Consider the following 23081-nt stretch of genomic DNA (forward strand, 5'->3'; position numbering starts at 1 on the left):
AACCCTTGTCTCACGCTGCCGAACCGCAGCGACGACGAGCGCCGGCCGAGGCGCGAACGCCTCGCTCTTCTGCGTCGCGCCAGCGAGCGTCGCGCCGTCGAAATCGCGCGCGCCGCAGAGGACGCAGCACTGGGAATGATCGCCAGTTTTTGCGGGAGGCGCATCACTCCTATGCCGGTCGGCCAGGCAAGGAGCGCCGCGAAAGGAGATGGCGAAACCGCCATCGCCGACCCGCGCGAGAGACGGGATCGAAGACGGCCCCGCGGCGAGGCTGAGGAATACGAAGGACAGAGCCAAAATGCCGAAGAGGAACGCAGAAAACGCCGGTCGTCGGCGCCTTTCCGCTTGCTGGCCCTCTCGCGCGATCATCATGACTGCCCATGTCTCAAAAGACCCGTTCGGCCAATGCCATAGCATGTTTGCCTCCGGCTTTGGCCAGGGCGACGCCTCGGGTCGTGAGCTCGAGCATTAAGAGCGAAGTGTCTCGGGAACCTCGCGGCCCTAAAAATACATCAAAAAGGCGGAAGCTGTGGCGCCGGCGCCACAGTCTCGAGGCCGACGTGTATGAGACTCGCTCCATAACGCATCTCGCCGAGCGCTTTTCCCGGCGGCTCTCCTTCGATATGAAAACGGAGGATGCGTATTTCGGACGCTCGTCGCTCGAGCCGCGCATCGATGACAGCTGGGAGCGGCGCCCATGCGAATTCTTTTGGTGGAAGATCATGCGGCCTTGGCGTCCGAAGTGACGGCCAGGATCGAGCGCGCCGGCTATGGCGTCGATCGAGTCGGCACGAAAGAGGATGCCGCCATCGCGCTCGAGGATCATGCTTATTCGCTCGCCTTGCTGGATAGGCGACTACCCGACGGAGACGGCATCTCTCTGATCGCCCTGCTGCGAAAGAAGCAGCCGGCGATCCGCATTCTGATGCTGACCGCGCTCGATGCGATCGACGATAAAATCGACGGACTGGAGGCCGGAGCCGACGATTATCTCACCAAGCCGTTCAACCTCGACGAAATGATCGCCCGCATTCGCGCGCATCTTCGAAGGCGCAGGGATCAGCCGAGCCCGCCGATCGAGCTCGGGACGCTGTCCCTCGATTTGGACGAGCGCACAGTGTCGATCGCCGGTCGACCCGCTCTGTTCCCACGCAGCGAGCTGATCCTATTGGAGACTTTGCTGCGTCGCGCCAATTGCGTCGTTTCGCGAGAAGCGCTCAACGCCCAGCTCTACGGAAACGAGATCGAGGCGCAGGACCACGCGCTGACGTCGCAGGTGTCGCGCCTGCGCGTTCGCCTGACCCAATTGAAAGCCGGCGTCGAAATTCATTCGGCTCGCTCCCTCGGCTACATCATTCGGGAATCGAAATCGAATGAGGACGAGGCGTGACCAACGCCCCGTCGCTCGCATTGCGCGTTACCGTACTGCTGACGGCCGCGCAAATTCCCGCATTCGTGTTCGCCTGGATCGTGATGTTCGTTCTAGGACTGGCCAATGTCGGCGGATTCAATGCGTCATTCGATGAAATGGCGTCTGTTCGCGTAACCGCTCTCGTGGACAACTCATTAGCGCGCGGAGAGGACGGCCTCGGAAAAATCGAGCCGACGCGCGGCCTGCAACTCGAAATGCAGCGCGTTCCCGGCCTGCTCTTCGCCGTGTTCGATCCGGTGCGGATGCGGCCTTTGGCGGGCTCGTCCCCGAAGCTCGTCTCCAAATTGGCGAGCTTGGCCGAGATCCGCGCCGATCATCTCCATTTCACCATGGGCGACGACCAATGGCCGGGCAGCTCCGGTCATATGATGTTTCGCAAGACGCCCATAGGCCTGATGCAAGTTGCGCTCTATGGACAAAAATTTCGGCCCGAAGACATATTTTTCTCCCTTAAGAACGATCTCGCCTGGGTCAGCGCCTATCTGATCGTCGGCATGCTGACGACAGTCGGAGTCGCTTGGATCGTCGTGCGGCGCGGCCTGACGCCCTTGCGAGCGATCGTCGGCGAAGTCGCGCGAATCGACATGAACTCATTGCGCCAGCGATTGCCGACGAGCGGCGTTCCCGTCGAAATCGCGCCTTTGGTGGAGGGAATGAACGAGGCTTTGATGCGCCTCGATGCGGGGGTGGAGCGACAGCGGCGCTTCACCGCCAATGCGGCGCATGAATTGCGCACGCCGCTCGCCATAATGCGCGCGCGCTTGGAGAATGCGAAAGCGTCCACGCTCAAGAGCGAATTGCTGGGCGAGGCGAGCCAGCTTCGGTCGATCGTCGAACAAATGCTGGTCGCCGCGCGGCTGACGGAAGGCCAGACGACGCTCGATCAAAGCATCGATCTCGAGCGATCGGTTCGGCAAATAGTGTCCAACTTTCTGCCGCTCGCGATGGATTGCAATCGATTCATCGATTTCGAGAGCAGCGGGGCGTCGATGCTCGTGCGTGGAAATCAGCGTGCGATCGACTGCGTCGTGACAAATCTCATCGACAATGCGCTTCGCGCCGAGCCGAAAGACGGAACGATTGTGGTTCGAGTCGATGATGACGGAATCGTCGCGATCATCGATCATGGAGAAGGCGTCGCGCCCGCCCTTCGCGAAATGGTCTTCGAAGCCTTCTGGCGAAAAACCGAAACGACGTCCGGCACGGGCCTCGGCCTCGCGATCGCCAAAGAAATTATGGACGCTCATGGCGGCCGCATCTGGGTCGAAGACACTCCCGGCGGCGGCGCGACGTTCAAAATCGCGCTGACGCTATCGCAGTGACAGAAATTCTGATCGGCTCAGCGCCATCTGACGAATGATGGGGAATAGCGCGATCGCGGCAGGCCGCGGGCGTGGCGGCACAGACGCCGAATTTGGACGCCGGTCCACGGACGCGCCACGGCCTCGGGCGCGAGACTAAATTCCAACCGCTTGATTTTATTGGCGCTCCCTACCGGACTCGAACCGGTGTTTTCGCCGTGAGAGGGCGACGTCCTGGGCCACTAGACGAAGGGAGCGGACGAGGGGGTCTATAGACTGCTCCGGTCGGTCGAGCAAGAGGTTATCCGAACCAAATTGCTCGTCATTCACCGCCCCGCCGAAGCCCGGCGGGGCGGCCGGTCTCGTCAGGCCTCGTAATAATCCTTCACCAGGCGGTCCAGCAGCCGCACGCCCCAGCCAGAAGCCCAGCTCTGGTTGATGTCGGAGGCCGGGGAGCCCATGCCCGTGCCGGCGATGTCGAGATGCGCCCAAGGGGTCTTGTCGACGAAGCGCTCCAGAAATTGCGCCGCCGTGATCGAGCCGGCGTGGCGGCCGCCCGTGTTTTTCATATCGGCGAATTTCGAATCGACGAGCTTGTCATAGGCCGGCCCCATCGGCAGCCGCCAGAGCTTCTCGCCGGTCGCCTTCCCCGCGTCGAGGATGCGGCCGGCGAGCTCGTCATTGTTGGAGAAGAGGCCGGCGTGCTCCTGGCCCAGCGCCACCAGAATGGCGCCCGTCAGCGTCGCCAGATCGATGATGAAGGCGGGCTTGTATTTGTCCTTCACGTGCCAGAGCGCGTCGGCGAGCACGAGGCGGCCTTCCGCATCGGTGTTGATGATCTCGATCGTCTGGCCGGAGAGCGAGGTGACGATGTCGCCCGGCCGCTGCGCCTCGCCCGAGGGCATGTTCTCGACGAGGCCGAGCACGCCGATGACATTGGCCTTGGCCTTGCGCGTGGCGAGCGCGTGGAGAAGGCCGGTCACGGCCGCGGCGCCGGCCATGTCGCCCTTCATATCCTCCATGCTGGCGGCGGGCTTGATGGAGATGCCGCCGGTGTCGAAGCAGACGCCCTTGCCGACGAAGGCGATGGGCTGCGCGCCGGGGGCGCCGCCGTTCCAGCGCAGCACCACCACGCGGCTCGGATGGACGGAGCCCTGGCCGACGCCCAGCAGCGCGCGGAAGCCCAGCGCCTGCAGCGCCGGAACGTCCAGAATCTCCACCTCGACGCCGAGAGCGGCGAGCTTGGCGGCGCGGCGCGCGAACTCTTCCGGGAAGAGGACGTTGGCCGGCTCATTGACGAGATCGCGGGCGATGACGACGCCCTCGGCGAGGCCGAGCGATTGCCCGACCGCGGCGCGCGCGGCGTCAGGATCGGCGATGGCGAGCGCTATGTCGCTCGCGCCGTCGCGCTCCGTATCGTCTTTCTTCTTCTTGGTGCGGTAGAGGTCGAACTTATAGGCGCGCAGCTCCGCGCCGAGCGCGAATTGGCCGGCCGCCGCGGCGGGATCGGCCGGGGCCTCCGGCGGATCGAAGACGACGAGCGCATTCTGGCCCTGGCCGAGCTTGGCGGCCAGCTGGCCGCCGAGGCCGAGGAAATCGTCGAAAACCTCGGCCTTGTCGGCCGAATCGCCCTCAGTGGCGGCGCCGACCCCGATGACGAGCAGACGGCCGACAGAGGGAAGCCCCTGCGGCGCGTAGAGATCGAGCGAGGTTCCGCGCTTGCCGGTGAATTTCGCCGCGGCGGCGGCGCGGCTCAGCTGCGGAAGCGCCTCTTTGAGAATGGTCTCGGATTCCGAGCCGAAGCGAAGCTTGGCGCCGGCGAGAGCGACGAGGACGAGAGGTTTGCCGCCGTCCTCCGGAGCCGCCGCAAGGCGTCGCTCCACCTCGCCGAAAGACACAGTCTCGATTTTCACATAGGCGGACATCTTCTAACCTCTCATAGGGAAAACAGGCGCTTGCCGCGGTTACGCGGAGTCGTTGCCGCACTATCGTCCCGACGGCGCCGAGGGTCAACGCTCGTCAGAATTCGACCGCGGTCTCCGCCGGCGACGCCCTCGTCCAGAGCGGGGCCGTAAATAAGTCGAAGGCGGCCGTCGCCGGCCGCCTTCGCGTCGAGGGGAAATCGTCTCGGTTCAGCGCGCCGCCGTCTTGGTCTTGGCCGCCTTGACCTCGGCATAGAGCCATTTGACGAAGCGCTCGGATGTCTGCTCCGCATTGGGAACCTTGGAGTCGAACTCGGCCGTCGGCTTTGCCACGATGGTCTCCTCGAGCGTCTTGCCCTGATCGATGAGCGCGGCGACCTTGTCGCGAACGGCGATGATGAGATCGCGCTGGGCGATGAGCGCATCGCGACCGACGATCGCGCCATGGCCCGGCACGACCTTGGTGTTGGGACCGGCGCGGCCGATGGTGGCGCCGAGCCCGTCTATGATGCCGGCGAGCGTGCCGCCATTGTTGAGATCGACGACCGGATAGCCCGTGCTGCGGAAATAATCGCCGACGGCGAGAATGTCGTGCTCGGGGAAGAAGACCAGCGTGTCGCCATCCGTATGCGCGTTGCGGATGGGAATGAGCCGCACATGCTCGCCGTCGATATGAATCGTGACCTGATTGTCATAGGTGACAACCGGCAGCGCCTCGGCGACCGCGGGCTTGCCGGGCGTTCCATCCGGCGCCGGATTGGGGTTCTGGAGGCGAGCGCGCAGCTGATCGCGCGCGAAGATCACCGCGCCGAGCTTGGCCAGATTCTCATTGCCGCCCACATGATCGCCATGCACATGCGTGTTGACGAGGAAGCGGATCGGCTTGTCGGAGATCTTCTTGATCGCCTCGACGATCTTGTCGGTCAGCGGCGCGAATTGCGAGTCGACGAGCAGCACGCCCTCGGGACCGCTCAAAACGCTGATCGCGCCGCCCTGCCCTTCCAGAACGTGGAAATTCGGCGCGAGCTGCGTCGTCTTGATTTCGACCTTGCTGAAGTCGGGGCGCTGCTGCGCCACGGCCGCGAGAGCGAAAACGCTCGCGGCGAGAACGAGGGAGGCGCGGGCGATCTTATGCATCGTCTGGAGGCTCCATTAGCTGACTAATATACTAGGAAATAGACATATGCGATCCACGCCGACAAGCGATTTTTTGGCGAGGCCGTTTATTCTCGCCGACAAAAGCAGGAGAGAATAATCGAGCGACGACGCGCGCGCGGCGCGGCGATTTTCCTCCCCTCGGCGACGACGCGCGCGTCTTCGGGTGGACGACGAAGGCTTTGCCTTTTATGAATCGCCGCCTCGGACGGCGTGCAGCCCCGAGTCGGAATTCCCTCCGTTCAGCCGCGTCCTCGCGCGCTCAGAGGGAGAAAGGCGTCACCCTTGAGCAGATCCGTCGCCGATCGGCCGGAGGCCGGCGCGCCCGCATTTCCCGTGCTGGGCGCGATCAGCTTCTCCCATTTTCTGAACGATATGATGCAATCGCTGCTGCCGGCGATCTATCCGCTGCTGAAAGGCGGGTTCGATCTCGACTTCGGACAGATCGGCCTGCTCAGCCTCGCCTATCAGATCACCGCCTCGCTGCTGCAGCCGCTGGTCGGCCTCTACACCGATCGCCGCCCGCAGCCTTTTTCGCTTGTCGTCGGCATGGGCTCGACCCTGTGCGGCCTGCTCGGCCTCGCCTTCGCGCCGAGCTATCCGGCGCTGCTCGCAGCGGCGATGCTGCTCGGCGTCGGCTCCTCCATCTTCCATCCCGAATCCTCGCGCATCGCCCGCATCGCCTCGGGCGGCGCGCATGGCCTCGCGCAATCGCTGTTTCAGGTCGGCGGCAATTTCGGCTCCTCGCTCGGACCATTGCTCGCGGCTTTCTTCATTCTTCCGCGCGGACAGAGCAGCCTCGCCTGGTTCGCGCTCGTCGCGCTCGGCGGCATTTGCGTGGTGACGCCGCTCGGACATTGGATTCGCAACAATGGCCATGCGCGCAACCGGTCCGGCGCGGCGACGCGCGCCGGCGTGGGGCTCTCACCGGCGCAGCGCCGCCGCACGCTCGCTGTTCTCATCGCGCTGATGTTCTCGAAATTCGTCTATCTCGCCGGGCTCAGCAATTATTATGTCTTCTATCTGATGAGCCGCTTCGACACGTCGCCGCAGGACTCGCAAATCTATCTGTTCGTCTTTCTCGCCACATCGGCGGGAGGCACGGTCATCGGCGGCGCCATGGGCGATCGGCTCGGCCGCAAGCGCGTGATCTGGGGCTCCATTCTCGGCGTCCTGCCCTTCACTCTCGCCCTGCCCTATGTCGGCCTGCCGGCGACGGTCGGCCTCAGCGCGGTGATCGGCTTCATGCTGTCCTCGGCGTTTCCGGCGATTCTCGTCTATGCGCAGGAGCTGACGCCCAATCGCATCGGCGCGGTCTCGGGCCTCTTCTTCGGCTTCGCATTCGGCATGAGCGGCCTCGGCGCAGCGGCGCTCGGCGCGCTCGCGGATCGGACGAGCATAGAATTCGTCTATCAGATCTGCTCCTTCCTGCCGCTGATCGGACTGCTCGCGATCTTCCTTCCGGCAGGCGACGCAAAGCCGCGCAATGATCGAGCGTGATCGCTCGCGCTCTCCTCGGCCTCTCGATCAGCCGATGGTTTCGATCGAGGCGCGTCGAATCTTGTCCGCTATGGCGCCGATATCGATGAAATCATCCGCCTGGCGTCGCAATTCCTCGGCGATGATCGGCGGATGCGTCTTGATCGTGGAAGCGACGGAGACGCGCACGCCCTTGCGCTGGACCGCGCCGATGAGCGATCGGTAGGCGCCATTGCCCGACACCAATGTCATCGCATCGACATGCTCGGCCATCGCCATAGCGGCGACGGCGAGATCGACGTCTATGCTGCCTTTGAATCGACGGCGGCCGAAGCCATCGACCGTTTCCGCGATCGGCTTCGCGACGACGATATATCCATTATAGGCGAGCCAGTCCGTCAGCCGATTTATGGCTCCATTGGATTGTGTGTCGCTCAACGCCACATAATAGAAAGCCTGGGCGGAGGACGCCTTTCCGCGAAGCGCGCGCAGAAGCCGGGCGTAGTCGAGCTCTATGCCGAGACAGCTGACCGTCAGATGAAGATTCGCGCCGTCGATGAATATTGCGCTTCGATCGAAATATCGCATTTTCTGTCTCGTATTCGCATGCGCCGCTCGGACGGCGACGTCAAAAAAGCTCAAAGACGAGAGCTCCGAGAATCAGCAGAAAGCCGGCGAGATCGACGACGACGAGCCCATTGGCCAAGAGCTGGAGAATGCCGTCGGCTTTCTCGACCAGCGGCTGGATCATCATGATGATCGATAGATTCATGCAAGCTCCTCTTGCAGGATGTTTCAAAAAGCGCTCGGCTCATCGGCCATGCGCGGCGAAGCCGGGCGCGCTCGCCGCGCCGACGATTCGCGCCTGATAGGCGTCTCTCGTCACCAGCTCCAGCAGCGCGTCCGCGGCGTCGTCCCATGTGAGGTAAGAGGCTTCGCCGCGCATCGGCGCCTCGCGCGAGAGGCGCAGAATTTCGTGGGCGAGATCGACCGGATCGAGAAGATCGAAGTAGCGGACATCGGGTCCGGCGATTTCATGAAAGACCGGAATATCCGAGGCGATGACGGGAATACCACGCCGGCCGGCCTCGACGAGCGGCAGGCCGAATCCTTCGACCATGGACGGAAAGATCAAGCCGCGGGCATGCTCATAGCAATGTCGAAGATCGGCGTCGCTCGCATCGTTCAGCCAGAAGAGACGGCGGCCGAGCTCGGGATGATCTTTTATGTCGCGCTGAAGCGCCTCGCTCTGCCAGCCGGGACGGCCGATGATGACATAGCGCGCGTCGAGGACATTGGAGCGCCAAAGAATATCGAAGGCCTCGAGCGCGATCGGATAGGCTTTTCTGGGCTCGAGCGTGCCGACGCTCAAGAAGATGGGCGTGTCGTCCGCTGTTATCTCACGCGCCTCGGCGGAGACGGATTTTTCGGCCTGCTCGTCGAAATCCGCGCCGAGCCGCCACCAGCCGACGCGCAGATCCGGCTTCGTCCGCGCGCCCTCACGCGAGATATAGGCGACGACGTCATCGGCCACGCTTCGCGATATGCAGAGGATGCGATCGCTCTTCAGCACGATGGATTCGAACCATGTCTTGAATTGATCCGTCATCGGCGCGGCGACGCTGAGCGGCTGCGTCAGCGGGATGAGATCATAGACCAAAGTGACGAGCTGTCCGCCGGCGGCCGTCAGCTTTTCGATGATCGGAACATATTCGTCCGTCACCAGCCAGCTCGCGTCCAAGATCAGGAATTTGTCGCCCTTGCGAAACTCTATCGGCGGCAGCGGCGCGCGGCGCTCGAAATAAGGCGCGAGCCGTCCATTCTGGATCACCACGGGAAGCGCGCCTTCGCCGCGCATCGAACGCTTGGCGATCTCGCGAACGACGCGCTGAATCCCCTGATTGCCGCCATGTCGATAGGTCGGCGTCACATCGATGAAGAGCCGTGGCGATGTGGAGTCGAGAATGGCGCAAGTCGGATCGTCGCCGCCGAGCGGATTGCGCGGATGCGACGGAGCGGGAATGCGCTTGCGCGTGCCGTCATGCAGATGCGCCAAGCCGAGGAGGCGCGTCGCGGTCCAGATGAATTCCTTGATCTTCAGATAGCAATGCGCGGTGACGGGATCGATGGCGCCGGCGACGCGCTGGCGATGAAGCTCGAGATGCTCCTTCTGGATCTGCGCAGCGAGATAGAGCGCGATCCGCGTCGCATCGTCCTGCTGGCGCGCGATGTCGTCGGAGAGCCCCGCAGAGCCTGCGTTTTTCAGAAAATCCGGCATTGCATGCATGTTCATGGCTCGAAGTTTCCCGAATGCTCCGACGATCGCCGTCGTCTCGCGCCTCTCGACCCGAGCCATCGTCGGCAGTTCGTCGGGAACGCGCGTTTCAAGCGTGACATTCGCCCGCTTCGCCGGCCCTTCGCGCAGCGTGGGAAAATATCCCACGCACTCTGCGAACAAAAATCCACCCTGTCAAGAGCACGTGGGATTGTATCCCACGCGCCGCCGGGTTACCTTCGATCATGGCCGATAGCGAGGACAATGGGCTTACCGACGCCGCGCGTCTGCAACAGCCGATCGCCCGGCTGCTGCGTCCGCTCGTGCGGCTGCTCATTCGCTACGGCGCGACATTTCCCGCGCTCTGCGATCTGCTGCGCGAGCTCTATGTGAATGTCGCGGTTCACGACTTCGCTCTGCCGGACAAAGAGCAGACCGACAGCCGCATCAGCCTGCTCACCGGCATTCACCGCAAGGAGGTCCGGCGCCTCAGAGAGGCCGGCGCGCCGGTGCGGACCGTTCCCGCCAGCGTCTCGCGCACGTCGCAGATCGTCGCGCTATGGCTCGGCGATCGGCGCTTCACCGATAGGAAGGGCGCCCCGGCGCCGCTGCGGCGCGCGGGATCGCAAGGGCGCGGTCCGACCTTCGAATCGCTGGTCGAGGAAGTGACGCGCGACGTGCGCCCGCGCGCCGTGCTCGACGAATGGCTCGATCGCAAAATCGCATCGCTCGATGCGGATGGACGCGTCGTGCTCGGCGAGGCGGCGATCGCGCCCAACAAGGGCGACGAGCGTCAGCTCTACTATTTCGGCCGCAATCTCCACGATCACATAGCGGCGGCGGCCGCCAATATCATTCAGGAGCCGGCGCCCTTCATGGAGCGCGCCGTTCATTATGAAGGCCTCTCGGAGGATGGCGCACGGCGCCTCGAGGCGCTGTCGCGCGAGCTGGCGATGGAAGGGCTGATCGCGGCAAATCGCGAAGCGCAGACGCTCCAGCGCAGCGGCGAGGAGGGACGCTGGCGCTGGACCTTCGGCGTCTATGTGTATCGCGAGGATGAGCGGCCTTCGGGCGAGTCGGCGAGCGGAAAGAAGGGCGCGCGCTCGTGAGCCCGTTCCGCCATCCGACCCGACGGCAGTTGGCGACGCTGCTCGTCTCGCTTCTCTCTTCCGCCGTGACGCGCGTGCAGGCGGCCGGAGACAAGCCCAAGGACAATGGCATTGGCGGAACCGGCTATATCTCCGTCATACCCGACCGCGACAATGGCATTGGCGGAACCGGCGTCGTCGGAACCATTCGCGCTTTCGGCAGCATCATCGTCAACGGGCTTCGCGTCTCCTATCCTGCGGACGCCGAGGTGCGCATCGACGGCCGCGCGGCGAGCGTCGGCGATCTGCGCATCGGCCATGTCGTCTCGCTGGTGGCCTTCAACGACGGCGGACGATCGACCACGAATAAAATTCAGATTCTGCGCGAGGTCGTCGGGCCGGTGGAGCAAGTCTTCGACCATGGCTTGCGCGTTCTCGGGCAAAGAATCGAATTCGGACGTGGCGCCAGAATCGAGAAGCCGAGCGCCTTCGCCATCGGCCAGCAAGTGGCGGTGAGCGGTCTTCGCCTGCCGGATCAGACGATCGTCGCGAGCCTCGTGGAAAGAGTGGAGCCCGGCGCCGCCCAGCTCGTGGGCGTCGTCGCGCGCGCGTCGGATCGCCGGCTCGCGATCGGCGCGCAGACCTTGTCCGGCGTCGCGGAGGCCATGCTCGGCCAGCGCATATTGGTGCGCGGCGCGGCTGCGGATGGAACTCTGGATGTGACCTCGACATCCGCCGACGCCTGGCTCCCGCGCGGGCCGAGCAATTTTCTGGTGGAGACCTATCTCGAGCGGCGCGGCGCGACAGTGAAGACCGCGAGCGGCCTGACGCTCGGCGGCGGCCATGATCTTTCCTTCCAGGGCGTGGCGCGCGCGGTCGTCGACATAGATGCGACAGCGGCGGGCGGCTGGTCGATTCGCTCGCTCAGAACGAGCGAGACGCTCGGCAAGCGCGGCGCCGCCAAGGAGCAGCGCGAGAACCTCGAGCCGCCGAGCCCGACGCGCCGGCCCGCGGACGCATCCCCTGGCGTCGGCGTCCAATTTCCATCCGGCCTAGACTCTCCGGGCGCGCCGGGCGGCTACGGGACTCCTGCAATTCCGACGGGTCCGGTCGGTCACGGCTTTCCGTCTGGGCCGGGCGGCTTCGGCGGCGGCGGCGGCGCGCCGAGCCCCGGCGTCGGACGGCCGGGGCGGTGATTTGCGCGTGTAAAATCGGAGGCGGCGGCGGAGGGTCGCGACGCAGCTAGAGCGCGTTGCGAGCGACTGACAAATTCACGCGCGGAGAGACAGCGCCGAACGGCGAGATTCGAGACCGCGCCAGCCACGTCACGGCTGCGCCCGCGGAAGCCAAGAGCCTCTATTTTTCAGCAGCTTGAATGGTACCGCCACCCCGACTTGAACGGGGGACCCCCAGATCCACAATCTGGTGCTCTAACCAACTGAGCTATGGCGGCACGTCGGCGGGGCGGAAACTAGAAGCATCGTCGCGCCAATGCAATGCAGAAATGCAGGAAGGGAAGCGAAAATTTCCGCGTTTCGCGATCGCCGCGCCGGTCTAGAATGTCGCCTCCCATGGCGGCGGCGCCGCCCCCTCCAGCCCGTGAGACGTGAAGCGATGAAAGTCACCCTGGTCCAGATGAATTCGGTCAGCGACAAAGCCGCCAATCTCGCCGCCGCCCGGGCGCTCATCGACCAGGCCGTTCGCGAGGAGCGGCCGGACTGGATCTGTCTGCCGGAGGTTTTCGACTTCATCGGCGGCAATCGCGCCGACAAGGCCGCCGCCGCCGAGGAGCTGCCCGGCGGCCCCGCCTATTCGCTCTGCAGCGCCCTCGCCCGCGAATATGGCGTCTTCATCCACGCCGGCTCCATTCTCGAGAAGGTCCCCGGCGAGGAGCGCCTCCACAACACCACGGTCGCCTTCGACCGCAGCGGCAAGGAAGTGGCCCGCTACCGCAAGATTCACATGTTCGACATCACCGCCCCGGACGGCGCGCAATATCGCGAGAGCGCCGCCTTCAAGCCCGGCGATGCGGTCGTCACCTATGATTGCGAGGGCCTCACCATCGGCTGCGCCATTTGCTACGATCTGCGCTTTCCCTATCTTTTCCAGGCGCTCGCCGACAAGGGCGCCGATATCGTCGCCCTCCCTTCCGCCTTCACCCTCGTCACCGGCAAGGATCATTGGGAGGTGCTGGCCCGCGCCCGGGCGATCGAGATCCAGGCCTATTTCTGCGCCCCGAATCAGACCGGCGCGCATAAGGCGGGACACGAGACCCGCGCGAGCTATGGCAATTCGTTGATCGCCGACCCCTGGGGCCATGTCGTCGCCCGCGCTTCGGAAGGCGTCGGCCTCGTCTCGACGCGAATCGACCGTGACCGCATCCGTAAGGTCCGCGCCATGATTCCCGTCGCGAGCCATAGGGTGAGCCTGCCCGTTTGAACGGGCGGGGGCGCTGCGTTTACGATCTAACCAGCGGAGCCTTCAGGGGAAATCCCAGGCGCTCTTGCGCGATTCGGCAAAGTGTGGCTACATTATTGTTTAGACTGCCGACAATCCGCAAAACAGGATCGGCGCGCCGCAAAAAAGGCGCCGGCAGAGGGGGGAGCAAAAAATAATGGCCTCGCGAACCAAAAGCCGCGAAGCGGGCAGGCTTGCGCCCGCATCCGTAGCATGACGAAGAAAATCGAGCCAGGGCGCACTTTGACGCGGGCGTCCCTGCGCGAGGCCGTGTACAGCTGTTGTCCAACGCTGTCGCGCGCCGAAGCCCGCCAGATCCTCGACGCCACCTTCGAGGAGATCAGCGAAGCCCTCGTGCGAGGGGAATCGGTCAAGCTGCGATCCTTCGGCAGCTTCAACGTTCGCGCCAAGCGCGAGCGTGTCGGCCGCAATCCCAAGACCGGCGTGGAGGCGCCGATCTGCTCGCGCAAGGTGTTGACCTTCAAGGCCTCGCCCGTGCTCATCGCGCAGGTGAACGGGCTGCCGATCGAGCATTTGGAAGAGGCGGACTGACCGCCGCTTCCACTCGATCGATCGGGGAGGAACGCAAATATGCGAGTGGGGCCGGTCGGCCCCCTCGCCTCTCAGCCCGACAGCTTGGCGACCAGAGCGTCCGACACCTCGAAATTGGCGTAGACGTTCTGCACGTCGTCATTGTCCTCGAGGGCGCCGATCAGCTTGAGGATTTTCTCGCCCGCCTCATCATCGACGGCGACGGAATTCTGCGGCCGCCAAACCAGCGCGGCCTTTTTCGGCTCGCCGAATTTGGCCTCCAGCGCCTTGGCGACGTCGCGCAGGCCCTCGACCGAGGTGATGATGTCATGCGTCTCCTCGCCGACGGCCACATCCTCGGCCCCGGCCTCGATCGCCGCCTCCATCATCGCGTCCTCAGAGGCCGCCTTGCGCGGAAACTCGATGAGGCCGACGCGATCGAACATGAAGGAGACGGCGCCGGTCTCCGCCAGCGCGCCGCCCGCCTTGGTGAAATAGGAGCGAATCTCGCCAGCGGTGCGATTGCGATTGTCGGTCAGCGCCTCGATGATGACGGCGACGCCGCCCGGCGCATAGCCCTCATAGCGCACCTCGTCGTAATTCTCCGCGTCGGCGCCCGAGGCCTTTTTGATGGCGCGCTCGATATTGTCCTTGGGCATATTCTCGGCGCGGGCCGCGAGCACGGCGGCGCGCAGGCGGGCGTTCATATTGGGGTCGGGCAGGCCCATTTTGGCGGCGACGGTGATTTCGCGGGCGAGCTTGGAGAAGAGCTTGGAGCGGATCGCGTCCTGCTTGCCCTTCTTATGCATTATGTTCTTGAACTGACTATGTCCCGCCATCGTCCCGGCCCTTGAAATTCCGCTTTCCTGCCCCGCAGGGCGTCGCCGCGTCATATACGCCGGCGCCGCGCGGAAATAAAGGAAGGCGAAGCAGCGTGAAAACGCGGCCTCGAGCTTTCGCCGTCACAGGCGCCGCTCACGAGAGCAGCGGCGTCTCCCTTTCGAAAGTGGAGGAGCCGATCTGATAGAGCCAGAAGCCTTTCGACTCGCCCTCCGCGATGATCGCATGCGCCTCGGCGATATCGACCTTGTCTGGAATATCGACGCTCAGCAGCAGCTTGCGCCCGACGTTGAGGTCGATATGCATGCTCTCATAGGAGCAGCCCATCGCCTTGAGCAGCCGCCAGTCGGAGCCGGCCAGAACCTCCTCGCCGTCGATCAGCAGCATATAGGTCGAATGGCCGCCGCTCCGCACCAAGCCCTTGAAGTCGAAGACATGGCCGTCGGCCCTGGGGACGGCGATCACAATGTCGCGGAACGACACCCCGGTCACGAAATAAGGGGAGTTCAGCAGCCGGAACCGCGTCCAGCCGCTTCCTTCCACCGGCTCGGCCCAGAGCGTTTCCGACGCATGGCCGTGCCAGTCCTCGGGGTCCAGCGGAAACAAGACTTTCGGCTTGCTTTCCACCCTCGCCCCTTCCCTGAAATGCAAGTCTCGGAAGATAAGGAGAAACCCTAGCCGAGCCGGGGGCTCGACGTCAATTCGTCGCCCGCCGCCGCTTCCCCGCCCCTTCGCGGCGGCGCGCCGCATCGACGCGGCCACGCCGCGCCCTAAGTGAGCAGCGTCGCTATGGCCCCTCGGGATCATGGCGCCCCAGCTTCTGCCAAGGAGGACGAACAATGGGTCTGCTGGACGGAATCATCGGCGGCGCGATCGGCGTCGAGCTCGCTTCCCTGATCAATGGCTATATCGAGAAGCGCGGCGGCTTGCAGAACGTGCTCCAAGACTTCGAGAAGAGCGGCTACGGCGAGAAGGTCAAGTCCTGGGTCGGCACCGGCCCGAACATGCCCATCTCCGCCGAGCAGGTGCAGCAGACGCTGGGCTCCGATCGGGTGAAGGAGCTCGGCAATAAATTCGGCATTCCGATGGACAAGGTCTCGGCGGCGCTAGCCGAGTATCTGCCCAAGGTCGTCGACAAGGCGACGCCGGAAGGCAAGCTGCCGCCCCAGCAGCACTAGAGTGTTTTCGAGCGAAGTGGGAACCGGTTCGCGTGAAGAAAACACGACAGAACAAGGAGATCGAAAGTGATTCCGGTTCAATATGAACCGGAATCACTCTGAAGGCTCGGAAGAACGCCGGGCGGGGCTAAAGCTCCGCTCGTGCTCGCTTCAGGCCCGCTTCGACTGGGCCGCTTCGCCGGGATCGGCGGCCGTGGCGGCGGCGATCTCCGCCATTCTGGCGCCGAGATCGACGATCGCCTGCCGCAGCACCAGCACCTCGCGGTCGCCCGTCGCCGCCGCCTCGGCGGGCGCTGCGGCCGGGGCCGCCGCCATCGTCTCGCGCAGGCTCGCATGCTCCTTGCGCAGCGCGTCCATCGTCCCTTGCAGCAGCGCATTGTCGGAACGCGCCGTCTCCAGCCGATCGGCGTGGTCGCGCTCCTCCGCGCGGGCGACGCGCAGAGCCGCCTCGAGATGCGCGATCTCGGCCGCGGAGCTGTGCTCCGACGCCGCCAACCGCGCGCGGGTCTCGTCGAGATCCTTCTTCAGATCGGCAGTCTCCAGCACGGCGGCGTCGAGCTCGCGCGTCGTGCGCGCCAGCACGCCGTCGACGGCGGACAGACGCTCCGCCACGGCGGAGGCGGTTGCGAATTCCATCTGCAGCGCATCCAGCCGCTGGCGCAGCTCGGCGTTCTGCACATGCAGGCTGGCGATGCTCGACTCATGGGTCACGACCTCGGCGCGGCTCTCCTCGCTGAGGCGGGCGAGCTGCTCCTTGTCCATCTCCACATTGCGCAGATTGTAGATCAACGTCTCGACGCGATCGGTCATGTCGTGCAGCGCGGTTTCCGTCGATTGCAGCAGCGCTGTGCGCTCCTCGAGGAAGCCGCTGGTCTCGTTGAACTTGCGCTCGAACTCATCGCCGCGCGCGAGAGCCTGCGTCAGCTCGCCGTCGAGCTGCGCGACGCGCGCGGCGTTGCGGCCGATCTCGACCATATCCTGCGCCCTGGTCGATCGGACCGTCGCCATCTGCTGCTCGAGCCGGCGATAGCGCACGGCCAGCTCGCCGCGCAGCAGATCGCGCTCCGCCACCATTTTCTCGATCGAGAGGGGCGTCAGCATATTCAGCCGGCGCAGCGACAGACGCATGGCCCGCCGCCAGAAGGCGGGCAGGAACATCAATGTGAACAGCCCGGCCGCGAGGAACCCGAGCGCGAAAAACATCGCTTGTTCGATCAAGACGCGGCGTTCCTTCGCTCTGGCTCGGGCGCTGTCATTTCCCTTCGGGGCGCCGAATGTCGCGCCGCGACAATGCCACGTCGCCGACTTGAAATCAAAGCGCTCGGCCGCGCCCGGACTTAAGGGTTTTTCCGCGTCCCGCGCCGATCAGCCGCGGCCGAACAGCTTTTCTATGTCGGCGAGCTTCAACTCCACATAGGTCGGCCGGCCGTGATTGCACTGGCCGGCGCCCGGCGTTTTCTCCATCTCGCGCAGCAGCGCATTCATCTCCTCGGCCGTAAGCCGGCGGCCGGCGCGCACCGAATGGTGACAGGCGACGCGCGCCAAAAGCGCATCGAGCCGCCGCGTCAACCCACGCGCGTCGCCCTCCTCGGCGAGGAGATCGGCGATATCCTCGATGAGCCTTCCGACATCTATGTCGCCGAGCGCCGCCGGCGTCTCCCGCACCAGCGCGGCGCCCGGGCCGAAAGGCTCCAGCGCCAGGCCGAGGGCGGAAAGCTCCTCCTGCGCCGACAGCAGCGCGTCGAGCCGCGTCGCATCCAGCTCGACGACGCGCGGAACCAGCAGCAGCTGGCGGGCGACGCCCTCCGCCTCGCGCTGCGCCTTCAATTTCTCATAGACGAGCCGCTCATGGGCGGCGTGCTGATCGACGATGACGAGCCCGTCCTTGGTCTGCGCGACGATATAGGTCTCGTGCAGCTGCGCCCGCGCCGCGCCGAGCGGGTTCTCCACAGCGGCGGCCGCGGGCGGCGCGGCGGCGGGCCGCGCGTCGGCCGAAGGCGGCCCCACATCGAAAGCCGCTTGCGGCGGCTCCGCAAAGCCGGCCGGGGCGCTGGGCGAGCTGCGCAAATTCCAGTCGAGCGGCCGGCTGCGCGGCGGCCCGCCGAAGGAAGAGAAGCCCGCGCCGGAAGCGGCCGACCATTCCCGCCCGGGCGTTCTGGCCCGCTCGGCGAGCACATCCAGCGCGGCGCGGGCCGGCGTGTCGGCGCTGCGATGGAGCGCCGAGGCCAGCGCCTCCTTCAGCGCGCCCACCACCAGGCCGCGCGCGCGGCCGGGATCGGAAAAGCGCACCTCCGCCTTGGCCGGATGCACATTCACATCGACGACGCGCGGATCGCATTCGAGAAACAGCGCCAGCGCCGGATGGCGGTCATGCGAGAGAAAATCGAGATAGGCGGCCCGAATCGCGCCAGAGAACAGCTTGTCGCGCACCGGGCGGCCGTTCACATAGACATATTGCATCAGCGCATTGGCGCGATGAAAGGTCGGCAGGCCGGCGAGCCCCTCGAGGCGGAACGCCTCGCGCTCCGCATGCAGCGCGATCGCATTATCGGCGAATTCCGTCCCCAGCGCCTGGGCGATGCGCCGCGCCCGCCCCTCCTCGGAGGCGCCGCAGGCGGGATAATCGAAGGAAGCGCCCATATCCGCCGCGAAGGAGAAGCGCACGGCCGGATTGGCCATGGCCAGCCGTTTGACCACATCGGCGACGGCCGCCGTCTCCGCCCGCTCGGTTTTCAAAAATTTGAGCCGCGCCGGCGTCGCCGCGAAGAGATCGCGCGCCTCCACCCGTGCGCCCTTGGGCCAATTGCTGGCCTTGAGCCCGCGCTTCTCCCCCGCTTCCACCCTTATCTGCGCGCCGACCTCGGCGCCGGCGGCGCGCGCGTCGATCGTCAGATCCGCGACGGCGGCGATGGAGGGCAGCGCCTCGCCGCGAAAGCCGAGCGTCGCTATGGCGGTCAGATCGCCATCGGGGATTTTCGACGTGGCGTGACGCTCGACGGCGAGCGCCAAATCCTCGGCGCTCATGCCGCATCCATCGTCGATCACGCGAATGAGCCGCCGCCCGCCCGCCTCTATGGCGACGTCGATGCGCGAGGCGCCGGCGTCGAGCGCATTCTCGACCAGCTCCTTGACGGCGGAAGCCGGCCGCTCGATCACCTCGCCGGCGGCGATGCGATCGACGAGAATGGGATCGAGACGGCGAACGCGCATGAAGGGAGCCGGCGGTGAATGGAGCCCGGCAATCTATAGGAGGGGCGCGATTCGGTGAAATGGGGCGGGGACGCCGGCCTATCGCCGCCGTCTTCTCTCTCTGGCGATGGCCTGGTCCAAGGCCTGAAGGAACTGCGACCGGGCGGCCGAGGAGAACGGCGGCGGCCCGCCAGTGACCTCGCCCGTCGAGCGTATATGCTCCATGAGCGAGCGCTGCGCGAGCGCCAGACCGATCGAATCCTTGGTGAAGGCGCGGCCATAGGGCGCGATGGCGTGCGCGTCCTTCGCCAATACACGTGCGGCCAAAGGAATATCGGCGGTGACGACCACATCTCCGGCGGCGACCTGCTCGGCGATCCAATTATCGGCCGCGTCGGCTCCGGCCTCGACGATGATCCGCGAGATCATCGGCGATCGCGGAATTTGCATAAAGCTGTTGGAGACGACGAAAGTCTGCAACCCATAGCGAGAGGCGACCTTATACGTCTCATCCTTCACGGGGCACGCGTCGCCGTCGATGTAGATTTTGATCGCCATGACGCATTCTAGCCGATCGGGCGTCGGTCGTCGCCCGATCGGAGGACGTTCCCGTTCACTCTTTCCCGTTCACGAACGGGGAGATTTCGCTAGAAGGGGACATCGGGTCCGCAGTCTTCCCGACATCTCGCACCGACACCGTTGCCTCAGCGCCCGGGACTTCCGAGCGTGACTCGCCGCTTCTCGTCCCTTGACTTGTTGGGATCTTCGATCGTCTCAACAGACTGGATGTATTCCGCGATATATTCAGGTGGCAGGCCGTGTTCCCTGCCACCTGCAAGGACAAAGTCCTTGTACCAGCCATAGGGTTTGAGGCTGTCGTCGATGTAGTCGAGGGCGGCCAGATAGGTAAGGACCTTCCGCCTGCGACCTTTGTCATTGATGACCGTGACCATCGCGTGCTCGTAGCCGCTGCCGACGCCCTCGGCCTCATCTAGCTTGGCACGCTCGGCGGGGTCGAAGCTAAATAGGACTCCGATCACGCAATTTTCGTCGCCGCTGGCAAATGCGTTGCACTTCCCGGACTTGTCTATGCTGCGCTTATGGAAGCGAAGCACATGACCCGGCAAGGCAGCAGTACCGAGCGGCTTGCAACTAGGCATGCGCTTAGACAGTCGGGCGGTCGACATATTAGACCCGTAGGCAAAATAGACGACTGGCTCCGGTGGCCCGGTCTCTGTTTGCTTCAGCGGCTCGATCGGCGGATCGCCCGGCTTAAGGATCGTGCGCAGGGGCACTGTCATGATGCCGTGCTCGTCAGAATTTTCGCCTTCGCGGGTGATGATCGACTGATCATTCTCAAGGTCGAGGATTGGAACGAGCCTGCCGGTCCATCCGCAGTCGTCGCAGCGCGGTCGTTCCCAAAGTACGCCGGGCGCTGCGGTATTTTCGCCTTGTTCGGGTTCGAGATGCGGCGATCCGCATTTCGGGCATTCCTCAGGCACACCGCGCAATTCGCGGAGAATCAATGAGGCTGCCATCCCGCTGGCATGCTGGGTCAACGCGTGCGCCATGTCGGCGTCAATCCAGGTGGCCGACTTAGAGTGCGTCAGCCAGTTGGAAAACGTCCATGCGGACTCAAGCGCACCCTTGAGGGCCCCGCGACGCTCTTTGTTGGTGTCGCCCGCCAAAAGATTGTTACAGATAATCTCCGTCCACGCGCGGAAGTTCGCACGCTGAGGGGGTGTGTCGGTCCACATTGCTGCGTCCTGCGCGACGCCGATCAGTTCGAGTAGCACCTCGCGGCAGCGGACGCCGACGGCCTGATAGCCCGCAAGGTTATGCGCCTGTGTCACGGCAGTCCCGGCTTCTTCCATCTTCTCGAAGATGGGACCGAACGGAAGGATGCGTAGATCGTCTTCTTGTTGTTCTTCCGTACGCGGGATGCGGAGGATCAGGCCAATATGGAAGGTCAGAGCAAGGTCCATATTCGGGAACTGCTCCTGAGAGTAGAGGTTTGTGCCACCCGTGATGACCCACCAGCGATCCTTGTTTGTGTGAATGTCCCATACGTCGTGGCGGGTGTTCAGGACGGCCTCCGAGTAGACCTTCTGCATGAAGGTCACTTCGAGGTCGGGCGCCTGCCATTCAAAGTATTCCCGGACATTTTCAATCTCTTCTTCGGTAGCTTTCAACACGATCGTTCCCCGCGATGGGCTCGTCGCACCGCCGCAAAGGATCAGCGGAACCCCTCAACAATAGCCCGATGTTGCTGAGCTTTCAAAATCCGATGCGTATCCGCGGGATGTCCGCTAATGGGTCGCAGCTCTTCCCTTCGCCGTCTGACCCTCGTCCGACCCCGCTTTGCGGGAGGATTGCGCACCTCCGCTCGAGAGCCGAATCGCCTCTATGTCGGCCCTTGACGCATCCTGAAAATATTCCTATCCTCCCCTCGCTCCCGTCGACGAAAGGGCGCGTTCCTCGGGTCGTGGAACGCGGGCGGGGGCCGGCTCCATCCGGGACGGCGACCCCCGTCCCTGGACAGGCGGCGCGTCGCCGGACCGGCGTTTCTCTCCCGTCCATAGGGAGGGCGAGAGCCGTTCCGTGAGCCCAGGCATTTGGAAGCGATCGGGTCCTGAATGTGAAAACCCAGGATTCGCGGATCCGAAAACGCCTCGGGACGTCGACGAGAAGGCGAAGCCGCGTTTCGGGACGCTCCGAAACCACGCATATTTCCTCGCGCTGCGGCCGAAAGGGGTCGGAGCGTCCCGAACCGCCCCTCCTTCCCCGCCGCCGCGAGGCGCCGGGCGCTTCGGCGTGGACGGACGATAATCCTATCCTCGATCCGTCGCGGATGAGAATGTTTTCGAGAAGTAGGGAAAAGATTCGCGTGACGAAAACACGACCGAGCAAAGAGATGAGAGTCATGCCGGTTCGATCGGAACCGGAATGACTTCAGAGGGAGCGAGACGCCCCGCCTCACACGGTCGGCGTCGGCACCAGCATATGAACGATCATGCCGTGCAGAAAGGACGTCGCTATGCCGAGCACCAGGGCCGCCGCTGTGTAGACGTCCGAATATTCCTCCTTGCTGCGCATCATTCGCGAGACGCCGACATAGAAGAGATAGACCGCGAAGACGCCGAGCACGTCGAGCCAGCGCAGGCCCGGAATGAGGCCGAATATCTCGGCGAGCCAGATGGGCGTGTAGGAATAGGCGATGAGCTTCAGCGCGCGCAGATCGTCGCGCTTGCCCTCGAAGCTGGGCGCCAGCATCGAGATCACCAGAGCCACGCCATAGAGCAGCAGCAGGCCGAGCCCATATTGCAGCGCCGCGCGGATGAGGCCGGTGAAGAAGGAGTAGTGCACGATATTGGAGCCGCGCGAAAAGCCGAACAGCCAGCCGCCGAGGAAATTGGCGATGGCCGGCACCGCCGCGAGATAGAGGATGTAATTGCGATAGAGATCGAGAGCGGTCGTCTGCTCCGCCTCGATCGCCGCCCACTCCGTCTTGGGCGACGATATGATGCGCTTGGCGCGCTCTAGAATGTCCCGGAGCCGCTCCTTGATGTCCATGCTTTTCTCCCCTGCCTCGCCCTGTTGCGCCGCGGCGGGAGACTGGCCCAAGGCGCGCGCCGAAACAAGCTCGCGCTTGCGCCATGGCGGGGGATCAGTCGACGCCGGTCCACTCCCGCGCCAGCTCCTCCGCCCCCATCAGCCGCGCGAAGCAGGAGAGGAGCGGCAGCGCCGCGGCGCTCTCCTCCTCTCCGTCGAGCGGAGAGGGCGAGGCGTCCTTCACCACTATGATCGGATGGCCGGCGAGAAATCCGTCGATCGCGGTCTCCAGAGCGAGATCGCCGAGCGCATCGCCGAGCAGAATCAGCAGCGGGCCGCCGAGGCCCTCGAACAGCCGCAGGAAGCCGGCGTCGCGCAGCAGCGAGGGCGCCTCGGCGCGCAGCAGCGACGGCTCGCCAGCCGCCGCGCCGACGGAATCCGCCCGCTCCAGAGCGAGATCGCGCTCGACGAAGACGGTCGGCAGGCCGGCCGCCTCCCATCGTCGCAGCAGTCTCGCGCCAGCCGTTTCGAGAGCGCCAGGCTTTCGCGTCGGCCGCGGCTCGCGCGGACGGCGCCTCTCGGCGATGCAAACCAATATGGCCCTTGGTCGCGGGTCGAGGATCGGCGATCGAAACACAGTCGGATCCGTTCCAAAATGCGGCCTTGGCCGTCCGGCGCCGTC

General features: G+C 64.7%; 20 protein-coding genes, 2 tRNA genes and 1 pseudogene. 8 read left to right on the forward strand and 15 right to left on the reverse strand.

Annotated elements, in window-relative coordinates:
• Nucleotides 1–697 precede the first annotated feature (697 nt).
• Entirely contained in the window at nucleotides 698–1390 is a 693-nt protein-coding gene (locus A1351_RS05440) for a response regulator transcription factor (RefSeq protein WP_024880779.1), read from the forward strand.
• Nucleotides 1387–2754: a HAMP domain-containing sensor histidine kinase gene (locus tag A1351_RS05445; RefSeq protein WP_024880780.1), complete on the forward strand. Its 1368-nt coding sequence runs from the start codon at nucleotides 1387–1389 to the stop codon at nucleotides 2752–2754. The genes A1351_RS05440 and A1351_RS05445 overlap by 4 nt, the downstream gene beginning before the upstream one ends.
• Nucleotides 2755–2914: 160 nt before the next feature.
• Here A1351_RS05445 and A1351_RS05450 read toward each other — a convergent pair.
• The 3 genes from A1351_RS05450 to A1351_RS05460 form a co-directional block, all read right to left on the reverse strand.
• Nucleotides 2915–2990 (reverse strand) — tRNA-Glu (locus A1351_RS05450).
• A 108-nt stretch (nucleotides 2991–3098) separates the two neighbouring features.
• A complete protein-coding gene (locus tag A1351_RS05455; protein ID WP_024880781.1) occupies nucleotides 3099–4658 on the reverse strand; it encodes a leucyl aminopeptidase in 1560 nt (519 codons plus the stop codon).
• Between the two features lie 207 nt (nucleotides 4659–4865).
• On the reverse strand, nucleotides 4866–5792 hold the full coding sequence (locus tag A1351_RS05460; RefSeq protein WP_024880782.1) for an MBL fold metallo-hydrolase: 927 nt from the start codon (nucleotides 5790–5792) through the stop codon (nucleotides 4866–4868).
• Between the two features lie 303 nt (nucleotides 5793–6095).
• Between A1351_RS05460 and A1351_RS05465 the strand changes: the two genes are divergently transcribed.
• Entirely contained in the window at nucleotides 6096–7310 is a 1215-nt protein-coding gene (locus A1351_RS05465; protein WP_064032453.1) for an MFS transporter, read from the forward strand.
• Between the two features lie 27 nt (nucleotides 7311–7337).
• Here A1351_RS05465 and A1351_RS05470 read toward each other — a convergent pair whose 3' ends face one another.
• From A1351_RS05470 to A1351_RS05475, 3 genes are read right to left on the reverse strand one after another with little or no spacing between them, the layout of a single operon-like run.
• On the reverse strand, nucleotides 7338–7877 hold the full coding sequence (locus A1351_RS05470; RefSeq protein ID WP_064032454.1) for an NYN domain-containing protein: 540 nt from the start codon (nucleotides 7875–7877) through the stop codon (nucleotides 7338–7340).
• A gap of 40 nt (nucleotides 7878–7917) precedes the next feature.
• Nucleotides 7918–8061: a hypothetical protein gene (locus A1351_RS24470; protein WP_157096124.1), complete on the reverse strand. Its 144-nt coding sequence runs from the start codon at nucleotides 8059–8061 to the stop codon at nucleotides 7918–7920.
• Between the two features lie 39 nt (nucleotides 8062–8100).
• Nucleotides 8101–9582, reverse strand: coding sequence for a glycosyltransferase family 1 protein (locus A1351_RS05475; protein ID WP_245267371.1), 1482 nt, complete (start codon nucleotides 9580–9582; stop codon nucleotides 8101–8103).
• A 227-nt stretch (nucleotides 9583–9809) separates the two neighbouring features.
• Here A1351_RS05475 and A1351_RS05480 point away from each other — a divergent pair, with 227 nt between their 5' ends.
• A complete protein-coding gene (locus A1351_RS05480; RefSeq protein ID WP_024880786.1) occupies nucleotides 9810–10673 on the forward strand; it encodes a DUF6502 family protein in 864 nt (287 codons plus the stop codon).
• Nucleotides 10670–11848 carry a DUF5666 domain-containing protein gene (locus A1351_RS05485; protein ID WP_064032455.1) on the forward strand — a complete coding sequence of 393 codons (1179 nt, stop codon included), beginning with the start codon at nucleotides 10670–10672 and terminating at the stop codon, nucleotides 11846–11848. The genes A1351_RS05480 and A1351_RS05485 overlap by 4 nt, the downstream gene beginning before the upstream one ends.
• Nucleotides 11849–12028: 180 nt before the next feature.
• On the opposite strand, the gene A1351_RS05490 is transcribed toward A1351_RS05485, so the two are convergent.
• Nucleotides 12029–12105 (reverse strand) — tRNA-His (locus A1351_RS05490).
• A 161-nt stretch (nucleotides 12106–12266) separates the two neighbouring features.
• Here A1351_RS05490 and A1351_RS05495 point away from each other — a divergent pair.
• Together A1351_RS05495 and A1351_RS05500 are read left to right on the forward strand one after the other, a co-directional pair.
• Complete coding sequence (locus tag A1351_RS05495; protein ID WP_024880788.1) at nucleotides 12267–13091, forward strand: carbon-nitrogen hydrolase family protein; 825 nt, start codon at nucleotides 12267–12269, stop codon at nucleotides 13089–13091.
• A 231-nt stretch (nucleotides 13092–13322) separates the two neighbouring features.
• Entirely contained in the window at nucleotides 13323–13661 is a 339-nt protein-coding gene (locus A1351_RS05500) for an integration host factor subunit alpha (protein ID WP_024880789.1), read from the forward strand.
• A gap of 71 nt (nucleotides 13662–13732) precedes the next feature.
• On the opposite strand, the gene A1351_RS05505 is transcribed toward A1351_RS05500, so the two are convergent.
• Nucleotides 13733–14479 carry a YebC/PmpR family DNA-binding transcriptional regulator gene (locus tag A1351_RS05505; protein ID WP_024880790.1) on the reverse strand — a complete coding sequence of 249 codons (747 nt, stop codon included), beginning with the start codon at nucleotides 14477–14479 and terminating at the stop codon, nucleotides 13733–13735.
• Nucleotides 14480–14615: 136 nt separating this feature from the next.
• Nucleotides 14616–15107: a DUF4265 domain-containing protein gene (locus tag A1351_RS05510; protein ID WP_024880791.1), complete on the reverse strand. Its 492-nt coding sequence runs from the start codon at nucleotides 15105–15107 to the stop codon at nucleotides 14616–14618.
• Nucleotides 15108–15283: 176 nt separating this feature from the next.
• Between A1351_RS05510 and A1351_RS05515 the strand changes: the two are divergent.
• Nucleotides 15284–15658 (forward strand): annotated as a pseudogene (locus tag A1351_RS05515) (YidB family protein); the annotation flags it as partial.
• A gap of 150 nt (nucleotides 15659–15808) precedes the next feature.
• Here A1351_RS05515 and A1351_RS05520 read toward each other — a convergent pair.
• From A1351_RS05520 to A1351_RS05545, 6 genes are all read right to left on the reverse strand, one after another.
• Nucleotides 15809–16876, reverse strand: a complete 1068-nt coding sequence (locus A1351_RS05520; protein ID WP_245291580.1) for a hypothetical protein — start codon at nucleotides 16874–16876, stop codon at nucleotides 15809–15811.
• A 147-nt stretch (nucleotides 16877–17023) separates the two neighbouring features.
• Complete coding sequence (gene mutL / locus A1351_RS05525; protein ID WP_064032458.1) at nucleotides 17024–18868, reverse strand: DNA mismatch repair endonuclease MutL; 1845 nt, start codon at nucleotides 18866–18868, stop codon at nucleotides 17024–17026.
• Nucleotides 18869–18946: 78 nt separating this feature from the next.
• On the reverse strand, nucleotides 18947–19405 hold the full coding sequence (locus tag A1351_RS05530) for a YaiI/YqxD family protein (RefSeq protein WP_064032459.1): 459 nt from the start codon (nucleotides 19403–19405) through the stop codon (nucleotides 18947–18949).
• A gap of 146 nt (nucleotides 19406–19551) precedes the next feature.
• Nucleotides 19552–21042, reverse strand: a complete 1491-nt coding sequence (locus A1351_RS05535) for a gamma-glutamylcyclotransferase family protein (protein ID WP_064032460.1) — start codon at nucleotides 21040–21042, stop codon at nucleotides 19552–19554.
• Nucleotides 21043–21823: 781 nt separating this feature from the next.
• Entirely contained in the window at nucleotides 21824–22420 is a 597-nt protein-coding gene (locus tag A1351_RS05540; protein ID WP_024880807.1) for a YIP1 family protein, read from the reverse strand.
• A gap of 94 nt (nucleotides 22421–22514) precedes the next feature.
• Complete coding sequence (locus A1351_RS05545; RefSeq protein WP_024880808.1) at nucleotides 22515–22994, reverse strand: hypothetical protein; 480 nt, start codon at nucleotides 22992–22994, stop codon at nucleotides 22515–22517.
• Nucleotides 22995–23081: the final 87 nt, after the last annotated feature.

Origin of the sequence: Methylosinus sp. R-45379, from assembly GCF_001644125.1 — a bacterium.
Classification (GTDB): domain Bacteria; phylum Pseudomonadota; class Alphaproteobacteria; order Rhizobiales; family Beijerinckiaceae; genus Methylosinus.